We start from the raw sequence: 15,783 nt of genomic DNA on the forward strand, positions 1-15,783 counted from the left end.
GGAGTTGACCCTGTTTGTGGTCCACGGCCTATGCAAGTTCTCGGGCTGTGACAGCTTGGTTGGCGAAGGCTCGGGGCGTCAAGCCGCCCAGGGCCGTATGGGGTCGATCTTCGTTATAGTGGCACCTCCAGTCCTCGATGCACTCGCGGGCATCGGCCAGCGACAGGAACCACGAAGCGTTCAAGCACTCTGCCCGTAGGCGGCCGTTGAATGACTCGATGTAGGCGTTGTCGGTCGGCTTGCCCGGTCGTGAGAAGTCGATCTCGACCCCGTTCAGGTACGCCCACTGGTCGAGCATGCGCCCGGCAAACTCCGGTCCATTGTCGACCCGCAGGCTCTTGGGCTGCCCCCGCAGCCGGACCAAGGCGTCCAGGGCCTCGGTCACCTGGTAGGCGCGGAAGTTGGCTCTCGGTGTGAGCGAGAGCGCCTCTCGCGTATGGCAATCGACGACCGTCAGGATTCGGAACGTACGTCCGTCGAACAGGCGATCAAACATAAAGTCCATGGCCCAGACCTCGTTGGGGCCGCCGATCGCCGGCCGCCCTTGCCGGTAGCGCCAAGCCCGTTTGCGTTTGGGCAGCTTGGGCCGGATCGACAGTCCCTCGTCGCGATAGATCCGGTAGGTGCGCTTGTGGTTCACCTCCCAGCCCTCCCGTCGCAGTAGGATATGCAGCCGTCGGTAGCCGTAGCGCACCCGCGCGGCAGCGAGTTCCTTCAGCCGCATCCGCAGCGCAACCTGCGGGTCGGCGCGCTTCCTGTAACGCTGGGACGAGCGGCCAAAACCGGTGGCCTGGCAGGCCCGACGCTCGCTGATGCCGTAGGCCACCTGCAGGTGGCCGGCGACTTCACGGCGAGCGCCGGGCCCTACCACTTTCGCTTCAGGACATCCTGCAACATCGAGCGGTCCAGCGTCAGGTCGGCCACCAATCGTTTGAGCTTGCTGTTCTCGTCCTCCAGCTGCTTCAGCCGCCGGATCTCCGGCACGCCCATGCCGACGAACTGCTTCTTCCAGCGGTAGAACGTCGGCTCGGACACACCCATCTTCCGGCAGACCTCGTCCACCGTCGCGCCGTTCTCCGCCTGTCGCAGGGCGAAGGCGATCTGCTCGTTCGTGAAGCGTTTGCGGGGCATGGCATCCACCCTCCTTCAGGGTTCAGGATGCCCGAAAAACTTGCGCTCAGCGCGGACCAGTTTGCTGGGTCAGGGTCACTGGTGAAGGCCACCCTGCATGGGATGAGGAAGACCTCGTGGAACAGCTTCCGTGTTCACGACGGACCTCCTGCCGCTCCACGTCTTGAAGCGTGCCATGCCCTGGCTCGGCCAGGTCGATCACGAGCAGGGCGCCGCGCCAATGGCCGCTCTTGACGCCTGCAATCGTCGTTTCGGGCGCGGAGCGGCCGTCCCAGTCGCCGCCAGGTTCGCGCCGGCGCCTGCATGGTCGACCGGGAACTCACGGAGCCTAAGTCCGCGAGCTGCCCACGAGCATCGACAAAGCACAATGCTGCGTCACCCGACCGTCATCGACGAGACTTAATCCCGGATCGAACATAAATATTTCCCGGGGACGACAATGGTCGATGCAGCACTCACCTCGGCCGTCCCGGCCGGGCCAATGACAGGTGGGAAGCCTAAGCTCGACCACGGTATGCATGCCGGAGGTGTCATCGCTTTCCTGCTCGTGCTCGTCGCCGGCCTAGGCTACGCCGTCATCAGCCTGATCGCCGACATGAATGCAGTGCACCAAGAACCGCTGGCAATCGGCGCCTTCGTCCTCCTCGGCCTCGCGCTGCTGATCGCGCTGGGCTTCGAGTTCGTGAACGGCTTCCACGACACCGCCAACGCGGTGGCGACCGTGATATACACCCACTCGATGCCGCCGATGGTGGCGGTGATCTGGTCCGGGACCTTCAACTTCCTCGGCGTTCTGCTGTCCTCGGGCGCCGTAGCCTACGCCATCGTCACGCTGCTGCCAGTGGAGCTGATCCTGCAGGTCGGTTCCGGGGCCGGCTACGCGATGATCTTCTCGCTGCTGATCGCAGCCATCATCTGGAACCTTGGAACCTGGGCGCTCGGGCTGCCGAACTCGTCCTCGCACGCGCTGATCGGCTCGGTGCTCGGCGTCGGTCTCGCCAACCAGCTCATGGGCGGCCAGGACGGCACCTCCGGCGTCGACTGGAACCAGGCGCTCGGCGTTTTCAAGGCTCTGGCCTTCAGCCCGCTCTGCGGCTTCGTGGCGGCCGCACTGCTTCTGCTCGTTCTCAAGTTCAGTGTGCGGCGCAAGGACCTGTACGAGGCGCCCAAAGGCGACGCGCCGCCCCCGCTCTGGATCCGCGGCGTTCTGATCCTGACCTGCACCCTGGTGTCGTTCTTCCACGGCGGCAACGACGGGCAGAAGGGCATGGGTCTGATCATGCTGATCCTGATCGGCGCCGCACCCACCGCCTATGCCCTGAACCGCACCATGAACGCCGACGCCACGCCGGCCTTCGTCCAGACCTCTGAGGCGGCCAGCAAGGTGTTCTCGTCCCATGCCGAGGGCGGCGCACGCCCCGACGCGGCCCAGGCTCGAAAGACGGTCGCCGACGCGCTGAAGGCGAAGGAGCTCAACAAGCCGGAGGTGTTCGGTGCGCTCTCGGCGCTCTCGACCGACATCGCGGCCTCGGTGAAGGGCTATGGCTCGCTCCAACAGGTCCCGGCCGGGGCGACCTCGAACGTGCGCAACGACATGTACCTCGCCTCCGACGCGATCCGCCTGCTGCCGAAGTCCGGGGCCACCCTGTCCGAGGCCGACGCCAAGACGCTCAAAGGCTATACGGAGCTCCTCAACGAAGGCACTCGCTACATCCCGAGCTGGGTGAAGGTCTGCGTCGCCCTGGCGCTCGGCCTCGGCACCATGGTCGGCTGGAAGCGCATCGTCGTGACGGTCGGCGAGAAGATCGGCAAGACGCATCTGACCTACGCGCAGGGCGCCTCGGCCGAGATCGTCGCCGCGGGCACCATCGGTCTGGCCGAGCTCTACGGCCTGCCGGTCTCGACCACACACATCCTGTCCTCGGGCGTGGCTGGCACTATGGCGGCCAACGGCTCAGGCCTGCAGATGTCGACCGTTCGGAACATGGCGCTCGCCTGGGTTACGACGCTGCCGGCCGCCATCCTCATCGCCGGTACGTTGTTCTTCATCCTGCGCCACGTGTTCTGAGCCGGATGGAGGCCGCTGTTGCGGCTCCCGCTCGCCGTCTGTGCGACGGCGCGACGCTTCCAGGCTTGTTGTGGGCGATGCGCTTCGACGAGACCGGCTGCGGGCACCTCGCCGAGCACGGCGAGGCGCTGTCCGCCCCGGGGAGCTTCGGTGAGGCGTTCACCTGGCTGCACTTCAACCTGAACGACGCGCGCTTGCCGGCCCTGATCGACGGGGGCGCCTCGGCCCCCCTCGGCTTGCCGCGGCGGCACTCGCCAGCGATCCGCATCAACGCCTCGTCGTCGAGGCTGGCCATATCGGCGGCGTCGTGGCCGACCTCGTCCGGCAGACGAGAGAAGACCTCAGGATTGACGCCGGCGGGCGCCTGCATTTCGTCATGGGCCCACGCTTGCTCGCGAGCGGCCGACGGCATCCACTCCTCGGGCCGGACCTCGCCCGCGACGCTGCCGTGGAAGGCCGCGGCATCCTGGCTCCGATCCAGCTGCTCGACGTCATCGTCGAGCGTGTCGTGACATCAATGGCGGAGACCGGCGCCCGCTTGGCCGATGAGCTCGACGAGATCGAGGATCACATCCTCGACGAGCGCGTTCGTGGGGAGCGGCGGCGGCTCGGGCCGATCTGCCGGGACGCGGTCCGGCTGCACCGACAGCTCCCTGGCCTGCGCGCGGTCTTCCATCGCTTGGAGACCGCTTCGGCCGACGAGCAGGTTCCGGACGTGGCCATCGCCGCGGCCACACACGCTGTCCGTGTTGACCGCGCTGTTCCTGCCCCCGACGCTCGTGACCGGGCTCTTCGGCATGAACACCCAAGGCTTGCCGCTCGCGGAGAACGAGGCCGGCTCGTCCGTGGCCATCGCCATCGCGTGCCTCTCGGCGCTCATGGCCTTCGTGTTGATCCGCGGCCTGGGCATCCGGCCGCCGCGGGATTAAGAGACGGCGCCTTGCTCAGTAGCGGGTGATGGCGCGTAGGCCGAACACGGTGGCGTTGCGCACTCGTTTGCCGTCGGGATCGCGGGGATTGGCGATCCCGCCCCCCGGTTGGACGACGTACTGCAAAGTCGGCTGCAGGGCGATGCCGGGAGCGAGAACGGCCTGATAGGTCGCCTCAAGCAGTATCTCGGCGCTGCGGCGAGGGGTGGGTGTCGAGCTCTGGAACGCGGCAATCGCATCGAGCCGCCTCGCCGCTGGGGATATGTGCGCGATGCCGACGCCGAACCCGAGGGTGTCGTCCGAGCGACCGGGGAAAAGGCCGCGATAGGCGACGCCACCGTCGAGGTAGAGGTCCACGAGGTTGCGGTCCCCTGGTGAGGCCGAGGCTCGAAGGAACACGCTGGCACCGTCGTTGGGATCGTTCGGCTCCTGATAGATCGTCTGGTCAATCAACCCGTAGATGCCGGAATCGCCGGTGACCCTTCGGCCCAGGCCGCTCACCGGGTCGGGCATGGAGGCATCGACGCGGCCGAACCGATGCCAGCCCCCGAACGTCACGGTGCCGGGCAGCCCCGTGTCGCCGGGGCGGGCGTTGTAGGCGTAGGAGACCTCGGCGATGGCGAGCGGTGGATCCGAGAGCGGGAAGCGGGTGCCGTTCGGGTTGCGCCGCTGCGGATCGACCCCCGAGCGCGGGTTGCCGCCGCCAGGCGTGCCGTCGATCAGGCTCGCCTGGAACGAGAATTCCCGGGTCGGCACGTACTTCAAGCGGACGGTCGGCGCTGACAGCGGATAGGCAGGTCCCCCGTCGGTCATGTTCGCGGCGAAGATCGCCGGCCAGCCGAAGGTGCCGTTGGTGAACAGGATGCTGGTCTGGCTCACCATGTACTCGGTGTCAGCGGAAAGCTGGCCGACACGGAGGAACAGCTGGTCGTCGAACAGGCTCTGTTCCAGCCACAGTTCCGATAGGCGCGAGGCAGGCAGGGCCTCGATCTCGCTGATGGTCATGAGGTTGCCGACGCGGGAGCGGGAGGTGCCGCTCCCCTGGATCTGGTAGACCGTGGCGTGAGCCGTGATCCCTTTCCACCCGGCCAGGGTTTCGAGATCGACGTCGACGTCGAGGTCGAGCAGCGTCAGGCCCGTCGAGCCACGCCGTAGGCCGCCGCGGACATCGCGGTAGGTCTCCGCCACCGCGATCAATCCGAAGGTGATGCCACGCCGTTCTAGGAAGGCGCGGTATCCGCCGGGATCGCCCACGGGCCCAAGCAAGGGCTGAAACGAGGTCGTCACCTCCGCCGCCCGGCCCGCCGAAAAAACGGGTTGTGCAACCGAGGTCTGTGGATCGCCGCCGGCGCCAGACGGCGAGCCGATAGCGAGGCCTTCGGCTGCGAGCCGTGCAGTCGTGGCTAGCGCTTCTCCTCCCTGGCCCTGGGCCGCAACGAAGCCTGGCTGCAGCCAGAGGGCGAGCGCAACGACGGTGACGAAGATGGTGCGGTAAAAGGAACGCACCTCGGTCTCCGATCCGCAGGGAAAACTGAGCCCGGCACGGCTAGGCAGACCGACTTACCAGCGTCGCCGAGCCGCCCTAAGGCGATGCAATGCCCGGGATGATGACGCTGGACCTTCTGGAGACCCTAAGGATCGTGGATGACGATGTGACGGCGGTGGTGGACGCCTACCTGGCCAATCCATCATGCGGCACCGTCTATTTTGGCGAGGGGTATCGGATCGATCCGGCGTTGGCCGTCGCCGAGCATCCCTTTGCCGGCACCCTGATGCGCCAGCCCTGGGCCGGAGAAGAACTCAGGCGGGCCGCCGTACGGGCGGCAGTCATGTTGGCCGTACCCGAACGGGACTGATCGCCACTCCTGTCCGATCTTTTCTTTAATCACGACGCAAGGCTCGTTGCCCAGGATGTCGCCGGAACCACCGGCGATCCTAGTCAAATCCGTTTTGGGCCGGCCCGCTTCTAGACGATGGATGCATCGAAGCGGACTTGGCCGCGGGTACAGATCACGACATCTTGGGAACAGAGCTGACCGTAAAGCTAAGACGCTAGTCGTCTCGTTGTGGAAGACGTTATTTCAGATGTTTTGCTGCATCCGCGTACAGCTCGAAACGACGTAGCAGAATAGATCGCTTTTCGGGCTTCCGTGTTGCCTCCATCTTTGCTTTTGCTTTGTCGGCACGCTCGCGCATTTTCTTGGCAAGCTTCCCAAAAGCCTCGTCGATCTTGGTGCTGGCCTTCTCAGTCTCGGCCTTCACCGCATCTTGGTGGTCTCGTATGGAGCCGGGAAACGTACTCTTGCCGTCTTTGGTCATTGCCGGCCTCAATCAATCTGCGTGCGACCTCTTATGCGATGCGGCACGACGATGCGATCTCTGTCGCGCTTGATGCCGATCAGCGGGTCAAGATGCGCGACCGAACCGACAAGGCAAACTGAGCGGTGGGATAAACGGCCAAGGTCATCTCGGTGTCGTGACACCGACGTATAGTGCGCACTCTCCAAAGGCATAACCTGACGTGAGCGCGTGATTGATTGGCTCAAGGACCCAGAAGTTGGTCGGCCCTTCTCGGAAGTCAGACAGAGCTGATGAGGTTGTACATCGTAGCAGGATTGATCGGGATCGGGACACTCGGCGTAATTGGCGGAATGCTGCACGTCCTGCCGGCCTGAAGAACATAAACAAACGCCCGCCGCGGCAGTGCCGGGCGGGCTAAGCGACGGCATAGGGTCTAGGAGGTTCGCCGCAGACAGCGGCGCTACCATCTCGCATGCGACAACCGCATGACCAGCACAGCCGTTGATACAAGCCGACTTGGTTAGGGTGCGCGCGTCAAGCCGCCAGCAGGTTTGGCATCGCGCCCATGGCCAGCCGCGAGTTGCGATAGCGCTGATCCGACGTGACCTCGCGCCCGAGCCAGAACGGCAGCGCCACGAGTTCGTCCTCGTGGGCCATCTCGATCTCGGCCAGCATCAGTCCATCGAGAGCGCCCTCGAACACATCGACGTCCCAGATCGACCCTGCGTGCTCGACCCGATAGCGCACCTTCTGAACGCGCTCGTTCAACGGCACATCGGCGAGCAGCGCCTCGCCCATCTGCAGGGGCACCTCACACTCCACCTCTTCGCGGACGGCGCCGCTCTTCGGCCCCTTCCAGGTCAGGAATGCCCGATCGCCCGCCCGGCGGACCCGGAGGGTATGATGCGCATCGGTGAAGAGATAGCCCTGAACGAGGAGGGTGCCGGACCTGCAGCAGGGCAGCACGGCGGAGGTGGCCAGGAACTTCCGCTCGATCTCAAGGGCCATGCAGCTGGGGCTCGAACCGTTGGTGTCGCGCCCTCCTAACCCATGTGATGCTGTACGGGGCACGGACGGGATCGTGGATCACCCGTTCGGAGCATGCATGGCGAGCCGATTGACTCCTGCCCAAACCATCGCCTTCGCATTTGAACACCGCACGAGCTGCGTGTTGGCTCGTGCACCAGAGGTGTCTGCTTCCGGGAGAAGCATCGATGCGCTCCTGCGACCGAGTTGGGTCGGAAGCGGGATGGCTGCTCCGGTTGGATTTCAGCCCGTCTGCTCGTGGGCGGCATGGGCCTGAGAGCAGACAACGCTGTCCCGTGAGGCCGTATGGCCCTTATCCCAATATTCAAAACCTGCTAGTCGCTGCGTTTGAATGGTCCCAGAGCGGCCGCCATTCGAGGTAGCCAACGGGCGAGATCACTTCGCTGCGTGCATTATCGCACACAGCCAGATGAGCATAAGTACTACGAAAGAGCGGTGATCACTGTGTCGCCGCGCGCGGATGAGCAAGCCTGTATGGGCAATCCCGAGCCGAAGATCACTATGTCGAACGGCGCTGCGGGTTTCTGGATCGTCATCGCCGCGATCAGCGCCTCGTTTGGCGCGTTGCACGGCCTGCTGTTCAACGACGGCCCGACCCTCCTGGGCGTGATCTACGGAGCCTGCGTCGGCACGATCGTGGTCGCCTACGAGCGGAGTGCCGCCTTTGCCCCCTATCGCGAGCGCCTGAGACGTCTGCCCACTCCCGCCTTCATGTTGGCCGCCACACTCAGCCTCGTGGCGGTCATCGTGTCGGCAATTTCCGCCACCGGCTCGGCCGTCTGGGCGCTCGGCGTCACGGACAAGATGCTGCCGGAGGCTATGATGCCCAAGTTCTCCACGATCCCCTTTGCGCTCGCCGTGTCGATGCTCCTCGTCTCGGTCCTGCGCGTGCGCGACCTGATCGGCAGCGAAACCTTCGCCAACTTCATTCTTGGGCGTTACCACCGCCCGGTCAGCGAGGAGCGCATCTTCCTCTTCCTCGATCTCGTCGGTTCGACGACCTACGCGGAGCGGCACGGCGACTTGGCGGCGCAGACGCTTCTGAAGTCCGTCTTCTCCGTCATCGCCGAGCCGGTTCGCCACTACCGCGGGCGGGTCGACGACTATGTCGGTGACCAAGTCATCATCTCTTGGCCGTTCGCACGGGGCATCGAGGACGCGCGATGCGTCGCCTGCGTCTTTGCAATCCGCCGCACCATCGAGGACGCCCGCGATCAGTGGGTGGAGCGGTTCGGCTTTATGCCCGAACTGCGCGCTGCCCTGCACGGAGGCAGCATCGTGACTGCGGACATCGGCGTTGATCGGCACAAGATCGCCTACTTCGGCGACGTGATGAACGCGACCGCTCGACTGGAAGGCCTTTGCCGGGAGACGAAGCGGTCCGTGCTCGTCTCGGAAGCTGTACTCTGCAAGATACCCGCTCTTCCAAACGGCATCGAAGCGGAGGCCCTTGGGCGGCATGTCCTGAGGGGGCGTAGCGGGGAAATGGTAGTTCACGCGCTTGCCGAACGGCGAAGGTTCGCAGTCGTCGGTCGCCCCAATCATGGCTGCGAGGTGGCCGCTTCCCATCGCATGGCTTGAACGAGGCACGCTGTCGGCGCGTCTCAATGACCGCTAAGCGTCCAGCGCTGTCTCAGAAGGCGTCCAACGAAGGCCACACGGCTCCCGCCCAATCACTCCGATCGAACACCGTGAGACGTCCATGACTGACATTCCCGACGTCCCGATACGTTCGACCGCATACCTGGAACCGGCTACCCATGGCTTCAGCCGCCGCCATCTCGGTGCAATGGCGCTGGCTTCAGTTGCCGGAGCTTGGCTTTCGTCTGCACCAGCTCGTGCGCAGCCCGCTTCCGGGGATACTCAGATCATCGACTTTGAGTGGATCGATCCATCGCGCAACCGAAAGGTTCCGGCGCGGCTCTACTGGCCAACCGCTGCGACCCGTAAGGGGCCGGTCCCGCTGATCGTCTTCTCCCATGGGCTCGGCGGTTCGCGGAAGGGCTACAGTTACCTCGGCGAGGGATGGGCGGCGCGCGGGACCGCCAGCCTGCACATCCAGCATGTCGGCAGCGATCAGACGCTGTGGCAGGGCAATCCGATCTTGCTCCTCGACCGCCTCGACGGCGCGGCGGACGAGCATGAGGCCATCGAGCGGACGCGGGACGTGAGCTTCGGCCTCGACCGCCTGCTCGACCGTGAGAGTCCCTTCCATGCTGCCATCGATCGGAAACGCATCGTCGCGGCCGGCCACTCCTACGGGGCGAACACCACCCTGATCCTCACCGGCGCCCAGGTGATCCGCGACGGTAAGCCCATCGGGTACCGGGATCCGCGCTTCACGGCGAGCATCGTCATCTCGGCCCCACCCTTCTACGGCGAAACCGACCTCGCAGCGGTTCTGGCATCGGTCGACGTCCCCACCCTCCACGTGACCACGACGGAAGACACGATCCGCATCCCCGGCCGCTTCTCGCCGGTCCAGGACCGCATCGACGTTTTCAACGCCGTCCCCACGGCGAGAAAGGCCCTCGTCGTGTTCCAGGGCGGTTCGCACAGCGTGTTCACCGACCGGTCCCTTAAGAACGGCGGGCCGCTGAACCCCCTGGTGAAGCGCGCCACGGCAGAGGTGGGACTCGCTTTCCTCGACCTCGTGCATCGCTCCGATCCCGCTCCACTGGAAGCTTGGAACGCGACCTGGAAGCCGATCCTGGCCGCGGCACCGGTGCCTTTCCAGATGCCGGCGCGACAGGCGGACCGTAGACGTCGCGCCTGAGGCCCGCGCTGCAACACCGCTTGATGCGCAGCGGCCGAATCGACCTGTCCCCCGGCCGGCGGACGCTCAGAGCCGCTTTAGGGTGGAAGGACGATGGCTTCTTCGATCGCATTGGCTCGGCAAAGGGCCGTTTGCTTTTGCTACAAGCCTACTTCTAAACAGTCATTCTGCTATCGGCCGATTTTGTTGAAAAACTCTGGGCAGTGCCAACGCAACGCGGCGAGGCGCATTGACCGGAGAAAATTCTACTACCTGATGGCTGAGAACCCGCCGCCATCGCGAGATCATGTCGTCGGCTTAAGACGAACATTCTCCAGCGTGCTGCCTCAGGCGACACTTGAAGTGCCGCCTCGGAGTTTTTCAACACAATCGGCCATAACCGGTCATTCGGCACCGCACCGCCTGCCATCAAAAACTTCCGCGGTGATCGCCTGCCAGAATTTGATGCAAGCTTCCGATTGGCCATTGCGCCGGCAACAATGACTATAAATTAGAAGTTGATTGACACACCTATTGCGGCAATTGACAATGTAGCCGGCATGAAGTTTATTCTTAGTGATGCAAATCAATCTAGCATTGATCCATTGAATCATCTTTATCGCGTGGTTGAACCTGCGCTTGCCGTCGCTCCGGCTACCTTTCTAAACCACCTACAGGCCCATCAAAAATCAAACGGTGTTTTGCAAGCGGTCGCGAGTTGCGACAGCGCTCCGATCTTCGACTGGATGGTGAGCCTCGTGCCGCTACAGGGTATCTCCGATCAGATCGCATCCCGCTACGCCGAACAGCATGGCGGGGTGACAAAGGCCGAAATTCAGGGGGACTTGCCGGTACCTCAGGGTTGCTCGCGCCTTACGAGCTACTAGCATTTCACTGAGTGCAGGTATCGCAAGGTCGGACGGACCTGCGCTGAACCGGATCACATGGACGGCTGCGCCGTACCCCTCCCGAGGCTGAGGAAAGGATCGCTCAACCAAGCAGCCTACAGCCTTGCCTTATTCATTCGCGACGTCTGTGACGGCGACTTCGTCGGCTGGATCGATACACGTCTCACCGAGGCCGATCCCGGCCCGAGGGCACCCGAGCGTGGTCCGCTCATGCGGGAGGCCGTTCTCAAACCCCTCTGCGAGAACTACGGCATCGGCCCGAAGCTTTGGGCGATGATGCTGGCCGACCTTCTGCTCGGCGCCGACCCGAACCGGGAACGCTGGGTAACGGCCGGATCATGGATGATCGCCGTGGACTCTTTGGTCCATAATTTTCTGCGTCGGACTGGCACCCTGGCGCGCTTTGACGCCGAACACGCTTTCGGGCCGACTTGTACGGCACCGGGTGGCTGCGCGGAGATCATCGGTGGCTTGGCCTGCCGTATCGATGCCCAAGCCTACAACTCGGACTTCCCGGCGACATTCCCGCGTTTTGTTCAAGCGGCGCTGTGGGGCTTTTGCGCAAAAGCTGGCTGGGACATCTGCAACGGCAATCGCATCAACGATCAGGTCGGCTGTCAGCATCAGCAGTGCCCAGCTTTTGAGGTCTGCGACCGTCGGCAGAATTAATATGCGATGTCGCCGCCTTACTGAACTATTTTACAGTAAGATTAAATACCTATATAAGCTGTGGCGGGCGATGCGAAGCTGCTTAAGGCCCGAGGCCATGATGATTCGACCGCCACCCAATCGAAAGCCACCACATCATCGGCAATGGTCACGGTCCGCATCGAGCCTCACCCACCCATCCACAACGAGCAAGGGGTCCCATCCGGGGCCCCTTTCGCATTTCAGGAGCCAGCCATGACCGCGATCGTCACGAGAGTCGGGGAACAGTCTAAAGATCCCGACTCCGCGAAGGGCACTGACACCGACACCAAGCTGATACTTCGGCTGCCAAACCCACCCCCGCGCTGATTGTGTTCGGCGCCGATAAGGACAGGAAACCGCAGGCCTCCTGGTTTACCGAGTTCGACACTGCCCTCCGACGAAGGCCGCCGGGGTGATGAACATGCAGACGCTGGCGCTCAGCACCGAGGCGCATCGAAATCTTGCGGCGGAGCTACTCCAGGGCCGGGTGTTCGCCTCGGGCCGGGCCTTCGTGCCGTTCGTTAAGAAGGGCCTGTACGACCGCCTGAGTGCTTTAGCTGAGCCAGCCGGGTCTACAGCAACCGCGGCAGGCGAAACCGCTGCGCTGGCGGCTGCTACAGCTTCGGGCGATTTCGGCGACCAAACCTCCAGGGCAATCGCAACCGGCGAAGCCCGATATCCGCGGAGCTGGGCTGGCGTCGCGGCTGGTAGCTTGGTGTTGATCACGGAAGGCGAGCAGGACGGTTGGTACGAGGCCGAGGTCGTCGAAGCGAAGACTGGCGGGATCTACACCCTGCGCTGGCGCGACTAGCCGGACCTGCCCCTCCTCGTGCGTCGCCGCGAGCACATGGCCCTGCTGCCCCCCAATACCGCCGTGATCGAAGTGACCTGAGGGGGATCTGCCATGAACACCCAGATCGATAACGCTGGGTCGAACCCCGCGGCGGCTGACCCCGTCGCGCGGGTGCGGGTCCTGAACGATGCATTCCGGCGCAGCTTCGCCGGGGGGCAGGTCGTCGAAACACCGGGGGTGGTCGAGCTGCGGGAAACCGATCGCATCGCCCTGTTGCTGGCCGTGCGCCGCTTCGACGCCTTCGATGCCGACAACGATCCCCACGGAGAGCACGACTTCGGAGCGATCGAAGTCGGAGGCGAGCGCTTCTTTTGGAAGATCGACACCTACGACCGGGCGCTGCTCGGTCATTCGCCGAACCCAACCGATCCTGCGGTGACGACCCGCGTGCTGACCATCATGCGCGCCGAAGAGTACTGACGTGGCAACCCCTTTCAAGGTGCCGCGCCCACTTCGAGACGGTCCGCCCCACGGCGACGAGGGCATGCGTTCTCAGCCGCGCGGCGCGACCGAGCTCAATGCCGGCACCGAGTGGGACGAGGACTGGCCCGCTGATGACGATGGCGACTGGTCCGGTTGCGCCAACGATGGCGATCAGGAGGGTGGCTGATGATGAGCCGCCCTGCCGACGCGGCCGATCCAATGACCCTGGCCTTCGGCACCGACGCCGTAGCAGTCGATGGCCAGTTGGCCACGACGGCTTCCTCGCCGACAAAGGCAGTCGTCAACGGTCAAGCTGGGCTTCACACAACGCCGCTGAGGCGTGGCTTCGCAGATCGTCTCCAACCTTAACGATTCGTAATTAGCTGCTGTTCGAAGCAGAGATAACGTCGGTCAGCAAAACAGGACGGAGCTTGATCGTGCGGTTCAACCATGTCGCCAACCGGGTGAACCCGGATCATTTCCAGACCGTAGTGGACATGTTCGCCGTGCAGTTGGGGTTTGTGGAGCTGCGACGGACCGAACGCGCCGTTTGGCTGCGCCAGCCCGGTGCCAATGTAGACCTACAGCTAAGCCGTAGTGACACCGGGCACCGGGATCACGACCGGGAGCGCTCGCAGATCTCGTTCCTCAGCGACGCCCCGGAAGCCGACCTCGACCGGCTGGCCTCTTGGTTCATTGCACAAGGGCTACCAGCTCATGTCGGTGCCTATTCCGATCGCGAGTTCTACCTCGACGTGCCAGCGGCATTCGTGGATTTCGTGATCGAGGCGATGCTGCCCAAGCTCGCTGCTTACGATGTCGTGGTATGACCCTTGGCGGACCTTCAGAAGGTCCGCTTGCCGGCAATCTGGGCGGCTTTGAATGACTGAGGCTGGCCGATTGTGGTGTGTCCGCTTCGAGGCTCGATCGTGAGTAAGCGGACGCTCGCTGAGGCTCAGGTGGAAATCCCAGAGTGCCCCAGAGGGGACCTTCGGAATATCTGCCTCCAGGCACTCTTGTCGGGTAGGACGAGGCGGATCGGCGGAGGCCGTCGCCGATATGGGGGCTCGCGAGCGCACACGGCAAGACGAGGGCGCTCGGAGTTTGTCGGGCGATTATGCAACTTCGACGAACCGTCGGTATTGGCTGCGTCCGTGTTGCGTCGCGCAAGCCCGTGCCGGCAGAACGAACCCGAACCGCAGCCTCAAGCCAGGGTCCGGCAATTCGCATTTTCCGAGGCACATCATAAAATAATCGTACTTCTCAACTGCTGCCCATTCCAGCAGACCTGACTCTCCAATCACCGTCACTGACCCCGTGTGTAACAGATCGAATCCCACCGGTTCTGACGCCGGCGGATTTCGTGATCGGAGGGTCTGCAAGTTTTCTGGAGCTGACATGGCAGTCGAGACCACCGATACCCTGGTCGTGGGGGCGGGCCAGTCGGGTATCGCGATGAGCGAGCATCTCAGCGCATTGAAGATCCCACACATCGTGCTGGAGCGGAGCCGTATCGCGGAGAACTGGAGCTCCATGCGCTGGGACTCGCTTGTGGCCAACGGGCCGGCTTGGCACGACCGGTTCCCGAACATGAAGTTCGAGGATGTGCATCCGGACGCTTTCCCGGGTAAAGATCGCGTTGCGAGATACTTCAACGATTACGCCGCGATGATCGAGGCTCCCATTCGGACCGGCGTGGAGGTCAAGCTCGTCCGACAATGCCAGGGTCGCCCAGGATACACCGTTACGACGTCGGACGGCATCTTCGAGGCGCGGCGCGTCGTTGCGGCCACCGGCCCGTTCCAGATGCCCTCGTTCCCGGATATCGTTCCCCGGGAGGCTGCGGTCGATCAGCTGCACTCCTCGACCTACAAGAACCCTGGCCATTTGGCGGACGGCGCCGTACTGGTCGTCGGATGCGGCGCTTCCGGCTCGCAGATCGCGGAGGAGCTCTGCAAGGCTGGACGGCAAGTCTATCTGTCCGTGGGCGAGCACTACCGGCCGCCCCGCGCCTATCGCCAGCGGGACTATTGCTGGTGGCTGGGTGCGCTCGGCCTCTGGGACGAAGTCAAGTCGAAGCGCAAGAAGCGGCATGTCGCCTTCGCGGTAAGCGGATATGAGGGTGGCCGGACCGTCGATTTCCGGCGCCTGGCACATATGGGCGTCACGCTGGTCGGCGTGACCCGCACTTACGAGAACGGCACGCTCCACTTCGAGGACGACCTCGTGCGGAATATCTCCGCGGGTGACGAGGCCTATTTTGAAGTCCTGCGGGACGCTGACGCCTATATCGCGCGCAAGGGCATGGACCTGCCGCCCGAGCCCGAGGCGTGGCAGCGCTACGAGGACCCGGACTGCCTCAAGGAGCCGATCCTCAGCCTCGACTTGGGCAAGTCCGGCATCGGAACCATCCTATGGGCGACCGGCTTCAAGTACGATTTCAGCTGGTTGGACGTCGACGCGTTCGACGAGCAGGGCGTGCCCCTGCACAAGCGCGGCGTCTCCGCCGAGAACGGCATCTACTTCCTCGGCCTCCCCGACCTGACCAACCGCGCCTCCGCCTTCATCTACGGCTGCTGGCAGGATGCGAAGCACATCGCCGACCACATCGTCATCCAGCGCAACTACGACGCCTATACTCGGGTCTGACGGGCCGAAACCGCGCTGGAGGCGCCTGA

The 15,783-nt window shown here is 64.0% G+C and carries 17 protein-coding genes and 1 pseudogene; 14 read left to right on the forward strand and 4 right to left on the reverse strand.

Annotation, left to right across the window (positions count from 1 at the left end; genetic code table 11):
- Positions 1-28 precede the first annotated feature (28 nt).
- Positions 29-1,131 (reverse strand): IS3 family transposase gene (locus tag AKJ13_RS25835; RefSeq protein ID WP_144426392.1). Its coding sequence is split into 2 segments (ribosomal slippage): positions 29-870 and positions 870-1,131, totalling 1,104 coding nucleotides; the frame shifts between segments, so codons are not numbered across the junction.
- A gap of 439 nt (positions 1,132-1,570) precedes the next feature.
- Between AKJ13_RS25835 and AKJ13_RS25845 the strand changes: the two genes are divergently transcribed.
- From AKJ13_RS25845 to AKJ13_RS33175, 3 genes and pseudogenes are all read left to right on the forward strand, one after another.
- A complete protein-coding gene (locus tag AKJ13_RS25845; RefSeq protein WP_050735900.1) occupies positions 1,571-3,199 on the forward strand; it encodes an inorganic phosphate transporter in 1,629 nt (542 codons plus the stop codon).
- A 163-nt stretch (positions 3,200-3,362) separates the two neighbouring features.
- A pseudogene (locus AKJ13_RS33170) lies at positions 3,363-3,839 on the forward strand (CorA family divalent cation transporter); the annotation flags it as partial.
- A gap of 157 nt (positions 3,840-3,996) precedes the next feature.
- A complete protein-coding gene (locus AKJ13_RS33175; protein ID WP_280137130.1) occupies positions 3,997-4,128 on the forward strand; it encodes a hypothetical protein in 132 nt (43 codons plus the stop codon).
- 15 nt (positions 4,129-4,143) lie between these two features.
- Here AKJ13_RS33175 and AKJ13_RS25855 read toward each other — a convergent pair whose 3' ends face one another.
- Positions 4,144-5,634 carry a carbohydrate porin gene (locus AKJ13_RS25855; RefSeq protein ID WP_050735901.1) on the reverse strand — a complete coding sequence of 497 codons (1,491 nt, stop codon included), beginning with the start codon at positions 5,632-5,634 and terminating at the stop codon, positions 4,144-4,146.
- Positions 5,635-5,732: 98 nt separating this feature from the next.
- On the opposite strand from AKJ13_RS25855, the gene AKJ13_RS25860 reads away from it, so the two are divergent.
- Positions 5,733-5,984 (forward strand): hypothetical protein, encoded by a 252-nt coding sequence (locus AKJ13_RS25860; RefSeq protein WP_144426393.1) that lies wholly within the window; start codon positions 5,733-5,735, stop codon positions 5,982-5,984.
- A gap of 220 nt (positions 5,985-6,204) precedes the next feature.
- Here the strand turns inward: AKJ13_RS25860 and AKJ13_RS30870 are convergent, their stop codons facing one another.
- The gene (locus tag AKJ13_RS30870) at positions 6,205-6,447 is read right to left on the reverse strand and encodes a hypothetical protein (RefSeq protein WP_082317130.1); all 243 of its coding nucleotides are present in this window, start codon (positions 6,445-6,447) and stop codon (positions 6,205-6,207) included.
- Between the two features lie 516 nt (positions 6,448-6,963).
- Positions 6,964-7,437 carry a CYTH domain-containing protein gene (locus tag AKJ13_RS25865; protein WP_050735903.1) on the reverse strand — a complete coding sequence of 158 codons (474 nt, stop codon included), beginning with the start codon at positions 7,435-7,437 and terminating at the stop codon, positions 6,964-6,966.
- A 474-nt stretch (positions 7,438-7,911) separates the two neighbouring features.
- Here AKJ13_RS25865 and AKJ13_RS25870 point away from each other — a divergent pair, with 474 nt between their 5' ends.
- From AKJ13_RS25870 to AKJ13_RS25900, 10 genes are all read left to right on the forward strand, one after another.
- The gene (locus tag AKJ13_RS25870; protein ID WP_244471731.1) at positions 7,912-9,057 is read left to right on the forward strand and encodes an adenylate/guanylate cyclase domain-containing protein; all 1,146 of its coding nucleotides are present in this window, start codon (positions 7,912-7,914) and stop codon (positions 9,055-9,057) included.
- A gap of 121 nt (positions 9,058-9,178) precedes the next feature.
- Complete coding sequence (locus AKJ13_RS25875; RefSeq protein WP_050735904.1) at positions 9,179-10,252, forward strand: acetylhydrolase; 1,074 nt, start codon at positions 9,179-9,181, stop codon at positions 10,250-10,252.
- Between the two features lie 93 nt (positions 10,253-10,345).
- Positions 10,346-10,735, forward strand: a complete 390-nt coding sequence (locus AKJ13_RS31655; protein WP_144426394.1) for a hypothetical protein — start codon at positions 10,346-10,348, stop codon at positions 10,733-10,735.
- Positions 10,736-10,791: 56 nt separating this feature from the next.
- On the forward strand, positions 10,792-11,118 hold the full coding sequence (locus tag AKJ13_RS32880; RefSeq protein ID WP_244471732.1) for a hypothetical protein: 327 nt from the start codon (positions 10,792-10,794) through the stop codon (positions 11,116-11,118).
- 57 nt (positions 11,119-11,175) lie between these two features.
- Complete coding sequence (locus AKJ13_RS32885; RefSeq protein ID WP_244471733.1) at positions 11,176-11,808, forward strand: hypothetical protein; 633 nt, start codon at positions 11,176-11,178, stop codon at positions 11,806-11,808.
- A 436-nt stretch (positions 11,809-12,244) separates the two neighbouring features.
- On the forward strand, positions 12,245-12,640 hold the full coding sequence (locus tag AKJ13_RS25885) for a hypothetical protein (RefSeq protein WP_050735905.1): 396 nt from the start codon (positions 12,245-12,247) through the stop codon (positions 12,638-12,640).
- A gap of 93 nt (positions 12,641-12,733) precedes the next feature.
- Positions 12,734-13,102, forward strand: a complete 369-nt coding sequence (locus AKJ13_RS25890) for a DUF3768 domain-containing protein (protein ID WP_050735906.1) — start codon at positions 12,734-12,736, stop codon at positions 13,100-13,102.
- 64 nt (positions 13,103-13,166) lie between these two features.
- Complete coding sequence (locus AKJ13_RS33180) at positions 13,167-13,292, forward strand: hypothetical protein (RefSeq protein WP_280137129.1); 126 nt, start codon at positions 13,167-13,169, stop codon at positions 13,290-13,292.
- A gap of 250 nt (positions 13,293-13,542) precedes the next feature.
- Positions 13,543-13,935: a hypothetical protein gene (locus AKJ13_RS25895; protein ID WP_050735960.1), complete on the forward strand. Its 393-nt coding sequence runs from the start codon at positions 13,543-13,545 to the stop codon at positions 13,933-13,935.
- Positions 13,936-14,503: 568 nt separating this feature from the next.
- On the forward strand, positions 14,504-15,754 hold the full coding sequence (locus AKJ13_RS25900; RefSeq protein WP_050735907.1) for an NAD(P)/FAD-dependent oxidoreductase: 1,251 nt from the start codon (positions 14,504-14,506) through the stop codon (positions 15,752-15,754).
- The last annotated feature ends 29 nt before the right edge of the window (positions 15,755-15,783 follow it).

The organism is Methylobacterium sp. ARG-1, from assembly GCF_001262595.1.
Classification (GTDB): domain Bacteria; phylum Pseudomonadota; class Alphaproteobacteria; order Rhizobiales; family Beijerinckiaceae; genus Methylobacterium; species Methylobacterium brachiatum.